The 17,487-nt window shown below is 55.4% G+C and carries 19 protein-coding genes; 14 read left to right on the top strand and 5 right to left on the bottom strand.

Annotation, left to right across the window (positions count from 1 at the left end; translation table 11 throughout):
* The first annotated feature begins 59 nt into the window (after positions 1-59).
* The 11 genes from flgB (at position 60) to flgL (ending at position 9,972) form a co-directional block, all read left to right on the top strand.
* The gene (gene flgB, locus AAIE02_RS04210; protein WP_008453500.1) at positions 60-470 is read left to right on the top strand and encodes a flagellar basal body rod protein FlgB; all 411 of its coding nucleotides are present in this window, start codon (positions 60-62) and stop codon (positions 468-470) included.
* 3 nt (positions 471-473) lie between these two features.
* Positions 474-878 carry a flagellar basal body rod protein FlgC gene (gene flgC, locus AAIE02_RS04215; RefSeq protein ID WP_008453499.1) on the top strand — a complete coding sequence of 135 codons (405 nt, stop codon included), beginning with the start codon at positions 474-476 and terminating at the stop codon, positions 876-878.
* An 11-nt stretch (positions 879-889) separates the two neighbouring features.
* A complete protein-coding gene (flgD, locus tag AAIE02_RS04220) occupies positions 890-1,588 on the top strand; it encodes a flagellar hook assembly protein FlgD (protein ID WP_008453498.1) in 699 nt (232 codons plus the stop codon).
* 26 nt (positions 1,589-1,614) lie between these two features.
* Entirely contained in the window at positions 1,615-2,865 is a 1,251-nt protein-coding gene (flgE, locus tag AAIE02_RS04225) for a flagellar hook protein FlgE (RefSeq protein WP_008453497.1), read from the top strand.
* 20 nt (positions 2,866-2,885) lie between these two features.
* Complete coding sequence (locus tag AAIE02_RS04230) at positions 2,886-3,641, top strand: flagellar basal body rod protein FlgF (RefSeq protein ID WP_008453495.1); 756 nt, start codon at positions 2,886-2,888, stop codon at positions 3,639-3,641.
* 30 nt (positions 3,642-3,671) lie between these two features.
* Complete coding sequence (gene flgG, locus AAIE02_RS04235) at positions 3,672-4,454, top strand: flagellar basal-body rod protein FlgG (protein ID WP_039291854.1); 783 nt, start codon at positions 3,672-3,674, stop codon at positions 4,452-4,454.
* 55 nt (positions 4,455-4,509) lie between these two features.
* A complete protein-coding gene (locus AAIE02_RS04240; protein ID WP_085938871.1) occupies positions 4,510-5,205 on the top strand; it encodes a flagellar basal body L-ring protein FlgH in 696 nt (231 codons plus the stop codon).
* 11 nt (positions 5,206-5,216) lie between these two features.
* Positions 5,217-6,314 (top strand): flagellar basal body P-ring protein FlgI, encoded by a 1,098-nt coding sequence (locus tag AAIE02_RS04245; protein ID WP_008453489.1) that lies wholly within the window; start codon positions 5,217-5,219, stop codon positions 6,312-6,314.
* Complete coding sequence (gene flgJ, locus AAIE02_RS04250; RefSeq protein ID WP_008453487.1) at positions 6,314-7,258, top strand: flagellar assembly peptidoglycan hydrolase FlgJ; 945 nt, start codon at positions 6,314-6,316, stop codon at positions 7,256-7,258. The genes AAIE02_RS04245 and flgJ overlap by 1 nt, the downstream gene beginning before the upstream one ends.
* Before the next feature lie 75 nt (positions 7,259-7,333).
* On the top strand, positions 7,334-8,989 hold the full coding sequence (flgK, locus tag AAIE02_RS04255) for a flagellar hook-associated protein FlgK (protein WP_498532038.1): 1,656 nt from the start codon (positions 7,334-7,336) through the stop codon (positions 8,987-8,989).
* A 14-nt stretch (positions 8,990-9,003) separates the two neighbouring features.
* Complete coding sequence (flgL, locus tag AAIE02_RS04260; RefSeq protein WP_008453482.1) at positions 9,004-9,972, top strand: flagellar hook-associated protein FlgL; 969 nt, start codon at positions 9,004-9,006, stop codon at positions 9,970-9,972.
* Between the two features lie 86 nt (positions 9,973-10,058).
* Here the strand turns inward: flgL and AAIE02_RS04265 are convergent, their stop codons facing one another.
* The 4 genes from AAIE02_RS04265 to rne all read right to left on the bottom strand — a co-directional run bounded on the left by AAIE02_RS04265 (position 10,059) and on the right by rne (position 14,403).
* Positions 10,059-10,241: a DUF1869 domain-containing protein gene (locus AAIE02_RS04265; protein WP_498532658.1), complete on the bottom strand. Its 183-nt coding sequence runs from the start codon at positions 10,239-10,241 to the stop codon at positions 10,059-10,061.
* A gap of 5 nt (positions 10,242-10,246) precedes the next feature.
* Positions 10,247-10,597 (bottom strand): TehB family protein, encoded by a 351-nt coding sequence (locus AAIE02_RS04270; protein WP_336707900.1) that lies wholly within the window; start codon positions 10,595-10,597, stop codon positions 10,247-10,249.
* A 16-nt stretch (positions 10,598-10,613) separates the two neighbouring features.
* Complete coding sequence (locus tag AAIE02_RS04275; RefSeq protein ID WP_498532039.1) at positions 10,614-10,943, bottom strand: TehB family protein; 330 nt, start codon at positions 10,941-10,943, stop codon at positions 10,614-10,616.
* Between the two features lie 175 nt (positions 10,944-11,118).
* Complete coding sequence (gene rne, locus AAIE02_RS04280; RefSeq protein ID WP_498532040.1) at positions 11,119-14,403, bottom strand: ribonuclease E; 3,285 nt, start codon at positions 14,401-14,403, stop codon at positions 11,119-11,121.
* A gap of 569 nt (positions 14,404-14,972) precedes the next feature.
* Between rne and rluC the strand changes: the two genes are divergently transcribed.
* The gene (gene rluC, locus AAIE02_RS04285) at positions 14,973-15,926 is read left to right on the top strand and encodes a 23S rRNA pseudouridine(955/2504/2580) synthase RluC (RefSeq protein WP_498532659.1); all 954 of its coding nucleotides are present in this window, start codon (positions 14,973-14,975) and stop codon (positions 15,924-15,926) included.
* Between the two features lie 34 nt (positions 15,927-15,960).
* On the opposite strand, the gene AAIE02_RS04290 is transcribed toward rluC, so the two are convergent.
* The gene (locus tag AAIE02_RS04290) at positions 15,961-16,545 is read right to left on the bottom strand and encodes a Maf family protein (protein WP_008453472.1); all 585 of its coding nucleotides are present in this window, start codon (positions 16,543-16,545) and stop codon (positions 15,961-15,963) included.
* 232 nt (positions 16,546-16,777) lie between these two features.
* Here AAIE02_RS04290 and yceD point away from each other — a divergent pair, with 232 nt between their 5' ends.
* Entirely contained in the window at positions 16,778-17,299 is a 522-nt protein-coding gene (gene yceD / locus AAIE02_RS04295) for a 23S rRNA accumulation protein YceD (protein ID WP_008453471.1), read from the top strand.
* Between the two features lie 16 nt (positions 17,300-17,315).
* Positions 17,316-17,486 carry a 50S ribosomal protein L32 gene (rpmF, locus tag AAIE02_RS04300; RefSeq protein WP_008453470.1) on the top strand — a complete coding sequence of 57 codons (171 nt, stop codon included), beginning with the start codon at positions 17,316-17,318 and terminating at the stop codon, positions 17,484-17,486.
* Position 17,487: the final 1 nt, after the last annotated feature.

Consider the following 17,487-nt stretch of genomic DNA (forward strand, 5'->3'; position numbering starts at 1 on the left):
ACGCGTAAGGGGATTTAAGCTTTCGGACGATTCCTAATTCTATGGACCATGGAGGAAGCATGCTCGATAAACTGGACGCCGCACTGCGATTTCAGCAAGAAGCGCTTAATTTGCGTGCTCAGCGCCAAGAGATTCTGGCCGCGAATATCGCCAATGCCGACACGCCGGGCTTTCAGGCGCGCGATATCGACTTTGCCAGTGAAATGAAAAAAGTGATGGAGCGCGGACGCGTTGAAGGAGGCGGCATGTCTCTGGCGCTCACTTCGGCACGCCATATCCCGGCAGAAACCCACTCCACTCCGTCGCTCGATCTCCTTTACCGCGTACCTGACCAGCCCGCCATGGACGGTAACACCGTCGATATGGACCGTGAACGTACGCAGTTTGCCGATAACAGCCTGAATTACCAAACAAACCTCACGGTGCTTGGCGGGCAAATCAAAAGCATGATGTCGGTGCTACAGGGATAATCGATGGCCTTACTCAATATTTTCGACATCGCCGGTTCGGCTATGACGGCCCAGTCCAAACGCATGAACGTGGCGGCAAGTAACCTCGCCAACGCCGACAGCGTCACCGGACCAGACGGTCAGCCTTACCGCGCAAAACAGGTCGTTTTCCAGGTGGATGCAGCCCCTGGCGCGGCGACCGGTGGCGTTAAAGTGACCAAAGTGATTGAGAGCGATGCGCCGGACAAGCTGGTTTTCCAGCCGGGTAACCCGCTTGCGGACGCGCGCGGCTACGTGCGTATGCCAAACGTTGATGTGGTCGGGGAGATGGTCAACAGCATGTCCGCCTCCCGTAGCTATCAGGCCAACGTCGAAGTGCTCAACACCGTGAAGGGCATGATGATGAAAACGCTCACTCTCGGTCAGTAACAGGAGCCTATATGTCCATTGCAGTCAAAGTGAACGATCCGACTAACAATGTTGATCCTACGGCTGGTGCATCGAAAAACAGCCTGACCGGCAACAGCGCCGCAGACCTGCAGGGGAGTTTTCTGACCCTGCTGGTGGCGCAGTTAAAAAACCAGGATCCGACCAACCCGATGCAGAACAACGAACTGACCACGCAGCTGGCGCAGATCAGTACCGTTAGCGGCATCGAAAAACTTAACACCACGCTGGGTTCCGTTTCCGGCCAGATCAACCAGAACCAGTCTCTGCAGGCCAGCGCCCTGATTGGCCATGGCGTCATGATCCCGGGCAACAAAATCCTTGCGGGGACCGATTCAAAAACCAACACCATCAGCACCACGCCGTTTGGCGTCGAGCTGCAGCAGGCGGCGGACAAAGTCACGGCCACCATCTCCGATAAAGACGGCAAAGTGGTGCGTACTATCGAGATTGGTGGACTGAGTGCCGGGGTGCATACCTTTACCTGGGACGGCAGCGCCAACGACGGCACCAACGTGCCGGACGGCTCTTATACCGTGGCGATCAACGCCACGAATGGCGGGACACAGCTGGTGGCTCAGCCGCTGGGCTTCGCTATGGTGAGCGGTGTTATCAACGGCAAAGATGGCCTCAAACTGGATCTCGGGACCTACGGTTCTACGACCCTCGATGCAATCAGGCAAATTATTTAAGCCTATAACCTAAGCAGGAGTAAGACATGGCGTTTTCTCAAGCGGTCAGCGGCTTAAATGCTGCGGCCACCAACCTGGACGTGATTGGTAACAACATTGCCAACTCCGCCACCTACGGTTTTAAATCCGGTTCGGTCTCTTTTGCCGATATGTTCGCAGGCTCTAAAGTGGGTCTGGGCGTTAAAGTCGCGGGCGTGACCCAGAACTTTGGCGACGGGACTACCACCGGGACCGGTCGTGGCCTGGACGTCGCTATCAGCCAGAACGGCTTCTTCCGCCTGGTAGACAGCTCCGGCTCGGTATTTTATAGCCGTAACGGCCAGTTCAAGCTGGATGAAAACCGTAACCTGGTGAACATGCAGGGCCTGCAGCTGACCGGTTACCCGGCAACCGGCACGCCGCCAACCATTCAACAGGGCGCCAACCCGGTAGGCTTGTCGATCCCGAACACGCTGATGCCGGCGAAGACCACCACCACTGCGTCCCAGCAGATCAACCTGAACTCTACCGATAAGATCCCGACCGTAACGCCGTTCGATCCTACCAATGCGAACAGCTACAACAAGAAGGGCACGGTCACCGTTTATGACAGCCAGGGTAACGCCCATGGTATGGATGTTTACTACGTTAAGAGCGCGGATAACGCCTGGCAGGTTTACACCAAAGACTCTTCCGTAGCGGGTTCTACGGCAACGTCCGCCGGGTTTATGCGTTTCGACAACAACGGCAACCTGCAGGGGATTACTGCCAATGCCGCCGATCCGATTCCAAACCCGAACACGCTGCCAACCAGCATCAACGTGACCACCGGCGTCACCAACGGCGCGACACCTGCGACCTTCGCGCTGAGCTTCCAGAACTCCATGCAGCAGAACACCGGGTCTAACAACATCGTGGCGACCAACCAGAACGGCTACAAGCCGGGTGACCTGACGTCTTATCAGATTAACGACGATGGCACCGTGGTCGGGAACTACTCCAACGAGCAGACCCAGCTTCTGGGGCAAATCGTGCTGTCCAACTTTGCGAACCCTGAAGGTTTGCAGTCCCAGGGCGATAACGTCTGGACCGCAAGCAACTCTTCCGGTGTTGCGTTGCTGGGCCTGGCGGGCACAGGTAACTTCGGAACCCTGACCAGCGGCGCGCTGGAGTCTTCGAACGTGGATCTGAGTAAAGAACTGGTCAACATGATCGTCGCGCAGCGTAACTATCAGTCAAACGCGCAGACCATCAAAACCCAGGACCAGATCCTCAACACCCTGGTTAACCTGCGCTAAGCGCCTGAAGGGACGGCTTAATGGATCATGCAATCTACACCGCCATGGGCGCTGCCAGCCAGACGCTGAATCAACAGTCAGTCACGGCGAGCAACATGGCGAACGCTTCCACACCGGGCTTCCGCGCGCAGCTTAATGCTTTGCGTGCTGTCCCGGTGGAAGGGCTTTCTCTGCCAACTCGTACCCTGGTGATTGCCTCAACGCCAGGGGCTGATATGACGCCTGGTCAACTGGACTACACCTCGCGCCCGATGGACGTTGCTTTGCAGCAGGATGGCTGGCTGGCGGTGCAGACGCAGGACGGCGGAGAAGGCTATACCCGCAACGGTAACATTCAGGTCAGCCCTGCCGGTCAGTTGACCATTGGTGGCCGGCCCGTTATCGGTGAAGGTGGCCCGATTGCGGTGCCGGAAGGTTCGCAGCTTACCATCGCCGCGGACGGAACTATCTCCGCGCTGAACCCGGGCGACCCGCCAAATACCGTGGCGCCGATTGGCCGACTGAAGCTGGTGAAAGCCACGCAGCAGGAGGTGGTGCGCGGGGATGACGGGCTGTTTCGTTTGAACCCCGCCGCCCAGGCGACACGCGGTGCCATCGCGCAGGCCGACCCAACGATTAAGGTGATGTCCGGCGTACTGGAAGGCAGCAACGTCAAACCGGCAGAGGCGATGGCGGATATGATCGCCAACGCCCGTCGTTTTGAGATGCAGATGAAAGTTATCGCCAACGTTGATGAAAACGAACAGCGCGCTAACACGCTGCTGCAAATGACCTAACGCCCGGCTTACTTATTACAGGATTCAAACATGATCAATTCTTTATGGATCGCCAAAACGGGCCTTGATGCACAGCAAACCAATATGGATGTGATTGCCAACAACCTGGCAAACGTCTCCACCAATGGTTTCAAGCGTCAACGCGCCGTGTTTGAAGATTTGCTTTATCAAACCATTCGCCAGCCGGGGGCTCAGTCTTCTGAGCAGACGACGCTGCCGTCCGGTTTACAGATCGGGACCGGCGTTCGTCCGGTGGCCACCGAGCGTCTGCACAGCCAGGGCAACCTGTCTAAAACGGACAACAGCAAAGATGTGGCCATCAAAGGCGAAGGTTTCTTCCAGGTTCTGCTGCCGGACGGTACCGCCGCCTATACGCGCGACGGTTCTTTCCAGGTTGACCAAAATGGACAGCTGGTGACGGCGGGCGGTTTCCAGGTGCAGCCTGCGATTACCGTGCCGGCAAACGCGCTGAGCCTGACTATCGGCCGTGACGGCGTGGTGAGCGCAACTCTGCAAGGGCAGACCGCGCCGGTGCAGGTAGGGCAACTGAACCTGACGACCTTTATGAACGATACCGGCCTGGAAAGTATTGGTGAAAACCTTTACACCGAAACGCAGGCATCCGGTGCGCCAAACGATTCCACGCCGGGATTGAACGGCGCAGGCCTGCTCTATCAGGGCTATGTTGAGACCTCAAACGTAAACGTTGCTGAAGAGCTGGTAAACATGATCCAGGTTCAGCGCGCTTACGAAATCAACAGCAAAGCGGTCAGCACCACCGACCAGATGCTGCAAAAACTGACGCAAATGTAAGGCGTTTGCCGACGCGTGAAAGCGCGTCGGCTGCCGTGACCTGAAGATGAAAGCAATGCAAAACCCAATGGTGCTCCGTCCTGTTCTCCTGAGTCTGGTGTTTGCCGTAAGCGGCTGCGCCTTAGTGCCTAGTAAACCGCTGGTTGAAGGGGCCACGACCGCGCAGCCGGTGCCTGGTCCTTCGCCAACGATTAACGGATCAATATTCCAGACTGCACAGCCGATGAACTACGGCTATCAGCCGCTGTTTGAAGACCGTCGTCCACGTAATATCGGCGATACTCTGACCATCCAGCTTCAGGAAAACGTCAGCGCCAGTAAGAGCTCCTCGGCGAACGCCAGCCGCGATGGAAAATCGGCCCTCGGCTTCGACACGGTCCCGACTTTTGCTTCGGGGCTATTGGGAGGAGGGAAAGCTGACCTGAGCGCTTCCGGCAGCAATGGCTTTAACGGTAAAGGCGGCGCCAACGCCAGCAACACCTTCAGCGGCACGCTGACGGTGACGGTCGATCAGGTGCTGGCCAACGGAAACCTGCACGTCGTAGGTGAGAAACAGATTGCCATCAACCAGGGGACGGAGTTTATCCGCTTCTCTGGCGTAGTGAACCCGCGCACCATCAGCGGCAGCAACACCGTTGCGTCGACCCAGGTGGCGGATGCCCGAATTGAGTATGTCGGTAACGGCTACATTAATGAAGCGCAGAATATGGGCTGGCTGCAGCGCTTCTTCCTTAACGTATCGCCGATGTAAGCGAGGGTACCATGGTGAAATATTTATTCGGGTTGGTTGTGCTGCTGACAGCGGCTTATGCATCAGCTGACCGCATTCGCGATCTGACCACCGTGCAGGGCGTGCGTGAAAACTCCCTGATTGGCTATGGCCTGGTGGTTGGGCTGGACGGCACCGGTGACCAGACGACGCAAACGCCGTTTACCACCCAAAGCCTGAACAACATGCTTTCCCAACTGGGTATTACCGTACCGACCGGCACCAATATGCAGCTGAAAAACGTGGCAGCGGTGATGGTGACGGCAAAATACCCGGCGTTCGCGCGAGCAGGGCAAAACATTGATGTTGTTGTTTCGTCCATGGGTAATGCGAAGAGCCTACGCGGCGGGACTCTCTTAATGACGCCGCTCAAAGGCGTGGATAATCAGGTTTATGCCCTGGCGCAGGGTAACGTGCTGGTGGGCGGTGCGGGCGCTGCTGCCGGTGGCAGCAGCGTGCAGGTGAACCAGCTTAACGGCGGGCGTATCACCGGCGGCGCGGTCGTAGAGCGTGAGCTGGCCGGGACTTTCGGCAACGGCAACACCCTCAACCTGCAGCTTAACGATGATGACTTCAGCCTGGCCCAGCGGATCACCGACACCATTAACCGCTCCCGTGGCTTCGGCAGCGCAACAGCGCTGGATGGCCGTACGATCCAGATCCGCGTGCCAAGCGGCGGTAGCTCTCAGGTTCGTCTGCTGGCGGATATCCAAAACCTTGAAGTGAGTATGCCGGTGCAGGATGCGCGCGTGGTGATCAACTCTCGCACGGGTTCCGTGGTGATGAACCGCGAAGTGACGCTGGATAACTGCGCCGTTGCGCAGGGGAACCTGTCGGTGACCGTAAATCGTCAGAATCAGGTCAGCCAGCCGAATACGCCATTTGGCGGCGGCCAGACCGTGGTGACGCCGCAAACGCAGATCGACCTACGTCAGAGCGGTGGCTCGGTACAGCGCGTTAATTCCAGCGCCAACCTGAATAATGTCGTCCGTGCGTTAAATGCGCTGGGGGCCACGCCTATCGATCTGATGTCTATCCTGCAATCCATGCAAAGCGCAGGCTGCCTGCGTGCAAAACTGGAAATCATCTAATGCTGACTGACGCCCGTTCACTTGCCAATGCCGCGTTTGACGCCAACTCGCTCAATGATTTAAAGGCGAAGGCCGGACAAGATCCTAAGGGCAACCTGAAAGAGGTGGCTCATCAGGTGGAAGGGATGTTCGTGCAGATGATGCTGAAAAGCATGCGTGAGGCGCTGCCGAAAGACGGTCTGTTCAGCAGCGAGTCCACGCGGATGTACACCAGCATGTATGACCAGCAGATAGCCCAACAGCTGAGTGCGAAAGGGCTGGGGCTGGCGGATGCGATGGTTAAGCAAATGAGTAACGAGCAGGTCGAGCCATCGGAAACGGCAGGTCAGGTACCGATGAAACTCGACCCGCAAACGGTCACCAGCTACCAGAACCAGACGCTAACGCAAATGGTGCGTCAGGCCGTGCCTCGCGCGCCTTCTAACGAAGAGCCGATGAGCGGAGACAGCAAAGACTTCCTGGCGCAGCTCTCGCTGCCGGCGCGTCTGGCCAGTGAGGCCAGCGGCATTCCGCACCACCTGATTCTGGCGCAGGCCGCGCTCGAGTCCGGCTGGGGCCAGCGTCAGATTCGCACCGAAAAAGGGGAACCGAGCTTCAACCTGTTCGGCGTTAAGGCAACGCCGGGCTGGAAAGGAGCGACGACGGAAATCACCACCACCGAATTTGAAAACGGTGAGGCGAAGAAGGTGAAAGCGAAGTTCCGCGTTTACAGCTCTTACCTGGAAGCGCTTTCTGACTACGTTGGCTTGCTGACGAAAAACCCGCGCTATGCTGCCGTGACGAATGCGTCTTCAGCAGAGCAGGGTGCTCAGGCGCTGCAAAACGCCGGTTATGCCACGGATCCAAACTACGCACGTAAGTTGACCGGCATGATCCAGCAGCTGAAAGCCATGAGCGACAAGGTTTCCAAAGCCTACAGCACTGATTTGTCGAATTTGTTCTGAAGAGACTCAAGTCCCGTGGCCTGCTGCCGATAATAGGTAGCAGAACCTTTGACCACACGCTATCAAGGAACCTTCATGTCCAATAGCCTGATTAACAGCGCCATGAGTGGCCTGAGTGCTGCCCAGGCGGCATTAAGCACCGTCGGCAATAACATTTCGAACTATAACGTAAGCGGTTATACCCGCCAGACGACGATTCTGTCCCAGTCAAAAAGCACCCTGACCGGCGGCGGCTATATTGGCAATGGCGTGTATGTCAACGGCGTGCAGCGTGAGTACGACTCCTTTATCACTAACCAGCTGCGTGCGGCCCAGACGCAAAGCAGCGGGCTGACAACCCAGTATCAGCAGATGTCAAAAATCGACAACATTCTGTCCGGGACGACCAACTCGCTGTCAAAAACCATGCAGGATTTCTTCTCCGGCCTGCAGACGCTGACCAGTAATGCTCAGGATCCTGCGGCTCGTCAGGCGCTGCTGGGCAAAGCGGATGGTCTGGTAAACCAGTTTAAGGTCACCGACCAGTACCTGCGCGATCAGGACAAGCAGGTTAACCTGTCGATCAGCAGCAGCGTGGACCAAATCAACACCTACGCTAAGCAAATTGCGAATCTGAACGACCAGATCTCACGCCTGAAAGGTGTGGGCGCGGGTTCAGCGCCAAATGACCTGCTGGATCAGCGCGATCAGCTGGTTAGCCAGCTAAACCAAATTGTTGGCGTAGACGTCAGCGTGCAGGATGGTGGTACGTACAACGTATCAATCGGCAATGGTATTAGCCTGGTGCAGGGCGACACGGCTAACCAACTGGCAGCGGTTAACTCCAGCGCCGATCCTTCCCGTACGACAGTCGCTTTTGTCGATCCGATTGCCGGTAAAGTGGAAATTCCAGAAAGCCAGCTGAATACAGGTTCTTTGGGTGGGCTGTTTACCTTCCGTACTCAGGATTTGGACAGCGCCCGTAACCGTCTGGGCCAGATGGCTCAGGCCTTTGCGACGGCCATGAACAGCCAGCACACCCAGGGCTATGATGCCAACGGCGACAAAGGCACCAACCTGTTTACCGTCGGTGGCCCAACAGTCCTGAGCAACAGCCGCAATACCAGCGGCACGCAGCTCACCGCGACCACCACCGACAGCAAGCAGATTCAGGCCAGTGATTATAAGGTTGAGTTTGTGGGCGGAAACTGGAAAGTGACCCGTCTGTCGGACAACGCCAACATTAACCCCGGCGCGACAACGGACGCAAGCGGCAACGTCAGCCTTAACTTTGACGGGCTGAAAGTTGGCGTGAGCGGCACGCCTGCCAACAACGAGAGCTTCACCGTTAAACCGGTATCCGACGCGGTAGTGAACATGAGCCTGGCCGTGAAAGATGAGTCGAAACTGGCGCTGGCAAGCGATCCTACCGCCGGCAAGAGCGATAACCGTAACGCTCAGGCCATGTTGGATCTGCAGAACTCTAAGCAGGTCGAAGGCAACAAGTCGTTCAACGATGCGTATGCCACTCTGGTCAGCGACGTGGGTAACAAAACGGCAAGCCTGAAAGTGACTAGTACGACTCAGGGGAATGTGGTGACGCAGCTCACCAAGCAGCAGCAATCTATCTCAGGCGTTAGCCTCGATGAAGAGTATGGCAACCTGCAGCGTTACCAGCAGTACTATATGGCTAACGCCCAGGTCCTTCAGACTGCATCAACGCTGTTTGATGCGTTGCTGAACATTCGCTAACGGGAGCCAGCGTCATGCGTATCAGTACCCAAATGTTATATGACCAGAACATGCGCGGCATTAGCGACGCGCAGAGTTTATGGCTGAGTTATGGCGAGCAGATGAGCACCGGTAACCGCGTTAACCGGCCATCAGACGATCCTGTTGCAGCGTCTCAGGCGGTGGTGCTTTCCCAGGCTCAGTCGATGAACGACCAGTACAAACTGGCGCGTACCTTTGCGACGCAGAAGGTTTCGCTGGAAGAGAGCGTTTTGCAGCAAACGGTCTCTTCAATTCAAAGTGCTCAGGAGAAAGTTGTTTATGCTGCCAGCAGCGGAACGTTGAGTGATGACGACCGTGCCTCGCTGGCAACCGATCTCGAAGGTATTCGCAACCAAATACTGAACCTGGCGAACAGTACCGACGGGAACGGTCGTTTTATTTTTGCTGGTTATAAAACTGAAGCAGCACCGTTTACCGGTGGGGCAGGTAGCATTACCTATCAGGGCGGAACGCTTCCAATTACCCAACAGGTTGATACCTCCCGAACCATGACAATTGGGCATACCGGCAATGATGTTTTCAATCGCATCTCCAGTAACGCCACGCCGGAACCCGATGGCTCGCCGAGCGAGACCAACATCTTTAATATGCTGGACTCTGCTATCGCGGCCTTGAAAACGCCAACGGCCGGGTTGGACGACGCAGGTAAGAAAGCCCTTGATGCGGCCGTCGCGAAAACAAACCGTGGGCTGAGCAATGCCCTGAGCAATGTGTCAACCGTGCGCGCTGAGTTAGGTACCCAGCTTAATGAGCTGAGCAAGCTGGATGACCTCGGTAATGAAAGAGCGCTGGCGCAAACTGACCAGATGAGTCAGCTGGTCGGCGCCGACTGGACGGCAACTGTCTCTAACTATGTTCAGCAGCAGGCTGCGCTACAGGCTTCTTATAAAGTCTTCACCGATTTGCAAGGCATGTCACTGTTCCAGCTTAACAGCCGATAGCCTTCAACGTTTTGGGCGCGTGATGAAACTGAACGCGCTTTATATGCCCGCTTCCGCACCCCGGAGCGGGCTTTTTTTTGTGCATTTCACCAGCCGCAAACTTCGTGTTCATCTTCCGTGTCATAAGCGCGGACGGTGTTGACCAGCTCTTTGACCACTTCGGCAGCGATGTCCGGGATCAGCAGCGTCATTGGCGTTTCGGTCTCATAATCGACCGAGACGCCGTTACTGTTGTTGGTGACGCTGACGGTATAAGTTGCTTTGCCCATCATGATTACCTCTGGCTGTTGACCACTTTACCCAGGCCGTTGCCTTCCAGTTTTGCTTCAGGAGAGGCGAAGAAGTCGATATTGAAATAAGTGTCGTCGGTCAGCAACTCAATGCGGTGCCACTTCTGCGGCGGAGAAATGGCAAAGGCGCCTGCCTCAATAACGATTTCCACGTCAGGTGTTGCTGAATCGGCGTCGGGAAAACCAAAATATTTCACTGCGCCCTGCATCACCGAGAGGCGGCCAAAGACGCCCGCTTTGGTGTTGTGGTGGGTAAATAAAGCGGCAGGGGCGGTCTCTTTAGTCCAGAACGGCGTGGCGCGGGTATGTAGATAGTTTTTGGGAATAGTCAGCATAATTAGATTCCTTCTGTCATGACATGGAGCGGAGCACTTCCGGGGCGACAAAAAAGTCGATGTTAAAGACGGCGTCGTCGGTGAGCAGCTCGAGGTGATGCCATTTCTCTGGCGGGAATACGCCGAAGTGACCTGCTTCAACAAGCAGTTCTGTTTCTGGCTCTGGCGAGGTGGCATCGGCATAGCCCAGGTAGCGAACCTTCCCTTGCATGACGCTCAGGCGAGGGTACACGCCGGGGCGCGTACCTTTATCGAGATGTCGCTGAAACAGGCCCGCGGGGGCGGAGTTTTTATCCCAGAAGGGAGAAGAGCGGGTGTGAATGCAGTTCTGCGGTACAGGGAGCATAGTGCGTTTCTCCTCAATAAGTTCTGCAAGCATTACATCATACAATTAGCCACAGCGTTTATCATAAAGTGCATTTTAAATGCATCTTATTGGTTGGCGATTGTTTCGCTTATCGATCAGACTGGGGAAATAAAAAAGCCGGTCAGGTGACCGGCTTTTGACTTAGCGCTGAAGATTACTCCACGCTTTGTGGGCGAGTGGCTGGCGCTGTAGCCTGGTGGCTGGCGCTGTGCCCGCCGGCAGAGCCTTTCCCGTTGAAGCCGAAGTCCGGGCGAACCCAGTCGCTTTGGCGAGGCGCTTCAGGCGTGTATTCCGGAGCCGGAGCGCGGGTCATTGGCGCCGTGGCGTGCTTAGCGGCAACAGAAGATTCGGTGTTAACCTCCGGCGTCACAGGCGTTGCTTCAACCACAGGCGCTGCTTCCACAACAGGTTTTACCTCTTCAACTACTGCAACCGGCGCTTCTTCAACCGCTGGAGCCTCTTCAATCGCTGGAGCCTCTTCAACCGCTGGAGCTTCTTCAATCGCTGGAGCTTCTGCCGCTACCGGCGCTGGTTCGCTGACTTCTGCGATCGCCTGAGCAGTTTCTTCCTCTGCAGGCGAAACCTGTGCCACGATCTCTGCGACAGGCGCTTCATCCACTTCGGCAACCGGCTCCGACTGTTCAGCCACCGGTGCTTCAATCACTTCTGGATGAGCTGTTTCCACCACGGCAGGTTCAATAACGGTTTCCACCGCTTTCACCGGCTCGATGACCAGGCCGTCTTCAACAGGGGCTTCTACTGCTGCAGCCTCAGCGACGTTAACGTGCTGAACGTCTTCGTGAGCCTGGAACGCCTCTTCCTGAGCAAGCTGATCGTGTGGACGGGCAACAGGGTAGGTGATGAACACTTTCCCGGATGCCAGCTCTGGAGAGGCGCATGCTGCTGCCAGTGGCATCGGGGATACCGCCGGGTAACGCTCATCACGATAGCGACGACGGCGCTGGCCGCTGACACGCAGGTGACGAGGAGAGCGACGTGAACGACGCGGCATACCGGCAGTATCGCGGTTTTCACCGTTATCATCCTGCTGTTCTGCATTTACCGGCGCTTCTACAACCGCAGGCAGTGCAATCGGTGCCTGCTCGGTGCTGGCCTGTACAACCTGAGTTTCTTCTACTGCAGGAACATCGGCAGATTCAAAGCGAACTTTCTGGTTCAGCTGGCGCGGTTTACGGCGCTGCATAACCTGAGTGCGTTCTTCCTGCTCGGCATCCTGCTCGACAACATTGTCCTGCTGCAGTGCTTTGACTTCCTGCTGTGCCTGACGTTTTTCATCAGAGCGACGGCGGTTACGCTCGCGACGTGGCTGTTGCTCGTCACGGGACTTCTGCTGTTTTTCAGCATCGTCAACGGCAGCAACAACGTTCTGGCGTGATTCACGAACTTCCGCATTTTGCTGTTGACCGTTACGACGGTTGCGACGATTGTCGTCACGACCTTCACGCGGTTCGCGAGCTTCACGGGCTTCATTGTTGCGGTCATCGCGGCTGTTGCGATTGTCACGGTTGTCGCGATCGCGGTTGTTACGGTCCCCACGGTCATTGCGATCGCCACGATCGCGGCGGTTGTTCTGACGGCGGTTATTGTTACGACGATCCTGACGCTTATTTTCAGCGTCGGTCGCTTTCTCTTCCTTCACTTCTTTCACTTCAGCGGCAGAGGTGTCGCCGGCGAAGAGTTTTTTCAGTGCAGAGAAGAAGCGGCTAACCAGGCCCGGCTGTGCAGCGGCATCAGCTTTTGGCTGAGCGGCTGGTTTTGCGGCGACAACAGCAGGTTTCTCCGCCGTGGTTTCCTGTGGCGCAGGTGGCACCTCTGGCATGACAAAGGTGGCCAGTGCAGGCTGCTCAGGGCGCTTACGCTCGGTGTACTCTTCGTCAGACGGCACCGCCATCTCTTCTTCATGCAGCTTAGGCAGCATGTAGCTCAGCGTCTGGGTTTCTTCGCCTTTACGCACGCGCAGTACGGAGTAGTGCGGGGTTTCCATCTGATCGTTTGGCACGATAATCGCGCGCACGCCGCCCTGGCGTTTCTCAATGGCGCTTACTGCATCACGTTTTTCGTTCAGCAGGTAAGAGGCGATTGGCACAGGAACAATGGCGTGAACTTCTTTGGTGTTCTCCTTCAGCGCTTCTTCTTCAATCAGACGCAGAATGGAGAGCGACAGGGATTCGTTATCGCGAATGGTGCCGGTACCGCTACAGCGAGGGCAGACGTGGTGGCTGGACTCGCCAAGAGAAGGGCTCAGACGCTGACGCGACATTTCCAGCAGGCCGAAACGTGAGATATGGCTGATCTGGATGCGGGCTCTGTCTTGACGCACGGCTTCACGCAGGCGGTTTTCAACCGCGCGCTGGTGGCGAACCGGCGTCATATCGATGAAGTCGATAACGATCAGGCCGCCGAGATCACGCAGGCGCAGCTGACGGGCAATTTCATCGGCAGCTTCAAGGTTAGTGTTGAAAGCGGTTTCTTCGATATCGCCGCCGCGGGTTGCACGCGCGGAGTTGATGTCGATGGCGGTCAAGGCCTCGGTAGTATCAATAACGATAGAACCGCCGGACGGCAGACGGACTTCGCGCTGGAAGGCGGACTCAATCTGCGACTCAATCTGGTAGTGGCTGAACAGCGGAATTTCACCGGTGTAGAGCTTAATTTTGCTGCTGAAATCCGGGCGACCCAGAGCAGCGATGTGCTGGCGAGCCAGCTCAAGCACTTTCGGGTTGTCGATCAGGATTTCACCGATGTCCTGGCGCAGGTAGTCGCGGAAGGCGCGAACAATAACGTTGCTCTCCTGGTGAATCAGGAAAGGAGCAGGGCGGTTTTCAGCGGCTTTCTGAATGGCTTCCCAGTGCTTCAGGCGGAAGCTCAGATCCCACTGCAGCGCTTCTGCAGATTTGCCCACACCCGCGGTACGTACGATAAGACCCATACCGTCCGGCAGTTCAAGGGAAGAGAGCGCTTCTTTTAATTCGGTACGATCATCACCTTCGATACGACGAGAAATGCCGCCGGCGCGAGGGTTGTTTGGCATCAGAACCAGATAGCTGCCTGCAAGGCTGATAAAGGTGGTTAAGGCTGCGCCTTTGTTACCGCGTTCTTCTTTATCAATCTGGACGATCACTTCCTGGCCTTCGCGCAGAACATCTTTAATGTTTGGGCGACCGTGGGAAGCGTAGTTCGAAGGGAAGTATTCGCGAGCGATCTCTTTCAGAGGGAGGAAACCGTGTCTTTCTGCGCCATAATCAACAAACGCCGCTTCCAGACTTGGTTCAATACGGGTGATTTTGCCTTTATAGATGTTTGCTTTTTTCTGTTCGTGCCCTGGGCTTTCAATATCCAGATCGTACAGACGTTGCCCATCTACAAGGGCGACACGCAACTCTTCTTGCTGAGTTGCGTTAATTAACATTCTTTTCATCGTAACTTACTCATTATTCTTACATTGGCGACAGAGCTGCGGGCATGGTGACGCTAACCGGGAGTGAACCGATGGCCTCGTGACTAAACGCGTGTCGCCAACCTCACGGTTGTCGTTTGCTGAGAGGCGCAAAGTGTCGGTTGCCTGTATTTCATACGGAAATACAGCGCAATTATCGTGGGAATAACCTTAGAATATTTCTTAAGAGTTGATTCCATATTACCGGTCAGGCTGCAACCCGCAGCCCGCTAACTGCCTGAAAGTACAATACGTCTTACGCCATTGCTGCGTGGATGGACGTTCAGGCAAAATGGGTATTCCGCAAACTTTCTTGTTCTAACAAGATTCAACACGGAAAACCGCAACATTATTCCACTGCTAACCTTGTTATAGCAAGATGACTTTTGCTATTAGCGTCCTGTTTCTCACAGTTTTTTAACCGCTATTTTAACCTCGCCACAAAGGGGATGAAAAAAGGCGGTCTGGACGGTTTAAAACAGAACAGATTGTCAGTTAAGCACATAAAAATGAGTGGCGCTATGCGCCAGGGCTATTTAGAATCGCCGACCATGAAAACAGAGACTCCATCAGTAAAAATCGTTGCAATTTCCGCCGATGAGGCCGGGCAGCGTATCGACAACTTTTTGCTCGCCCGCCTGAAAGGCGTGCCAAAAAGCATGATTTATCGCATCGTGCGCAAAGGTGAAGTGCGGGTAAATAAAAAACGCATCAAGCCAGAGTACAAACTTGAAGCAGGCGATGAAGTGCGCATTCCGCCGGTGCGCGTTGCCGAGCGTGAGGAAGAAGCCGTTTCTCCGCATTTGCAAAAAGTCGCTGCGCTGACCGATGTCATTCTTTATGAAGACGACCACATTCTGGTGCTAAACAAGCCTTCCGGTACTGCGGTACACGGTGGTAGCGGCCTGAGCTTCGGAGTGATTGAAGGGCTGCGCGCCCTGCGCCCGGAAGCGCGCTTCCTTGAGCTTGTGCATCGCCTTGACCGCGATACGTCCGGCGTTCTGCTGGTCGCTAAAAAACGCTCTGCGCTGCGCTCGCTTCATGAACAACTGCGCGATAAAGGCATGCAGAAGGATTACCTTGCGCTGGTGCGCGGGCAATGGCAGTCGCACGTAAAAGTCGTACAGGCGCCGCTGTTGAAAAATATCCTGCAAAGCGGGGAGCGCATCGTGAGAGTGAATAGTGAAGGCAAGCCTTCTGAGACTCGCTTCAAGGTGGAAGAGCGCTACGAGTTCGCGACGCTGGTTCGCTGCAGTCCGGTTACCGGGCGCACGCACCAAATTCGTGTGCATACTCTCCACGCGGGCCATCCGATCGCCTTTGACGATCGTTACGGTGACCGCGAGTTTGATAAGCAGCTTGTGGGCACCGGGCTCAACCGTCTGTTCCTCCACGCTGCCGCGCTCAAGTTTACCCACCCGAATACCGGGGAGGTGATTCGCATTGAAGCGCCGCTGGACAATCAGTTAAAGCGCTGCCTGCAGGTTTTACGCAACGCTAAATAAAGAAAAATGCTCCGCTTTGACGGAGCATTTTTTATTACGCCAGCAGCGGGTTACAGTCTTCGTTGCGCAGCATTTCGCACAGGCTGATGAGCGGCAGCCCGATTAACGTATTGGGATCTTTCCCCTCAAGCCTTTCAAACAGCGTGATGCCCAATCCTTCGCTTTTAAAACTCCCGGCACAGTTGAGTGGCTGCTCTTTTTGCACGTAGCGGCGAATTTCATCCTCCGTCAAATGACGAAAATGAACATCAAAAGGCTCGCACAGCGTTTGTAGCTGCCCGTTGGCAGAATTATACAGAGCCAGCCCGGTATAAAAGGTCACGATAGTGCCCCGGGCCAGCATCAGCTGCTGTACGGCATTCTCTACCGTGTGTGGTTTTCCCGTGATGTGGTTATTCAGAACACAAACCTGATCGGAACCGATAATAAGGTGGTGCGGGAAGCGTTCTTTTAATGCCTGCGCTTTGGCCTGGGCGAGACGGGTCACTAAATGGCGTGCATCTTCTCCCGGGTATGGCGTCTCATCGACCTCTGGTGACGCAGTGATGAAAGACATGCCGAGCTTTTCAAGCAGGCTGCGGCGAAACGGGGAGGTGGAAGCCAGAACAATCGGTTTCATATTTTTTTCATTAAAGATAGCGAATTGGATGAAGGCATTTTAAACTGTGCCACCGCAATGTGTGCGAATATACCCGTCATATTTTAAGCCGCACGGGCGTTACCTGTACTCACTTAGCTGAGCTGGGCGTCTGCCTGCAACTTAAACTATTTAGGGTAGAAATGGCAAAAGGCGCTGTTTCCAGGCCTTTTTCTTTGACTCTATGACGTTACAAAGTTAATATGCGCGCCCTATGCAAAAGGTAAAATTACCCCTGACTCTTGATCCGGTTCGTACGGCTCAAAAACGCCTTGATTACGAAGGAGTGTATGCTTCCGATCAGGTTGAGCGTATCGCCGAGTCTGTAGTCAGTGTGGATACTGATGTAGAATGCTCCATGAGATTCGCTATCGATAACCAGCGCCTCGCGGTCTTGACCGGCGATGCAAAGGTGACGGTAACGCTCGAATGCCAGCGTTGCGGGAAACCGTTTGTGCATCATGTTCACACAACGTATTGTTTCAGTCCGGTCCGCTCTGACGAACAGGCTGAAGCACTCCCGGAAGCGTATGAGCCGATTGAGGTTAACGAATTCGGTGAAATCGATCTGCGGGCGCTGGTGGAAGATGAAGTTATCCTCTCCTTGCCTGTAGTTCCGGTGCATGATTCTGAACACTGTGAAGTGTCCGAGGCGGACATGGTCTTTGGCGAACTGCCTCCAGAGGCGGAAAAACCAAACCCATTTGCCGTATTAGCCAGTTTAAAGCGTAAGTAATTGAGGAGTAAGGTCCATGGCCGTACAACAGAATAAACCAACCCGTTCCAAACGTGGCATGCGTCGTTCCCATGACGCGCTGACCACCGCCACCCTGTCCGTGGACAAAGTTTCTGGCGAAACTCATCTGCGTCACCACATCACTGCCGACGGTTTCTACCGCGGCCGCAAGGTTATCGCTAAGTAAT

This window comes from Cedecea sp. Ae19-4 (assembly GCF_059801165.1).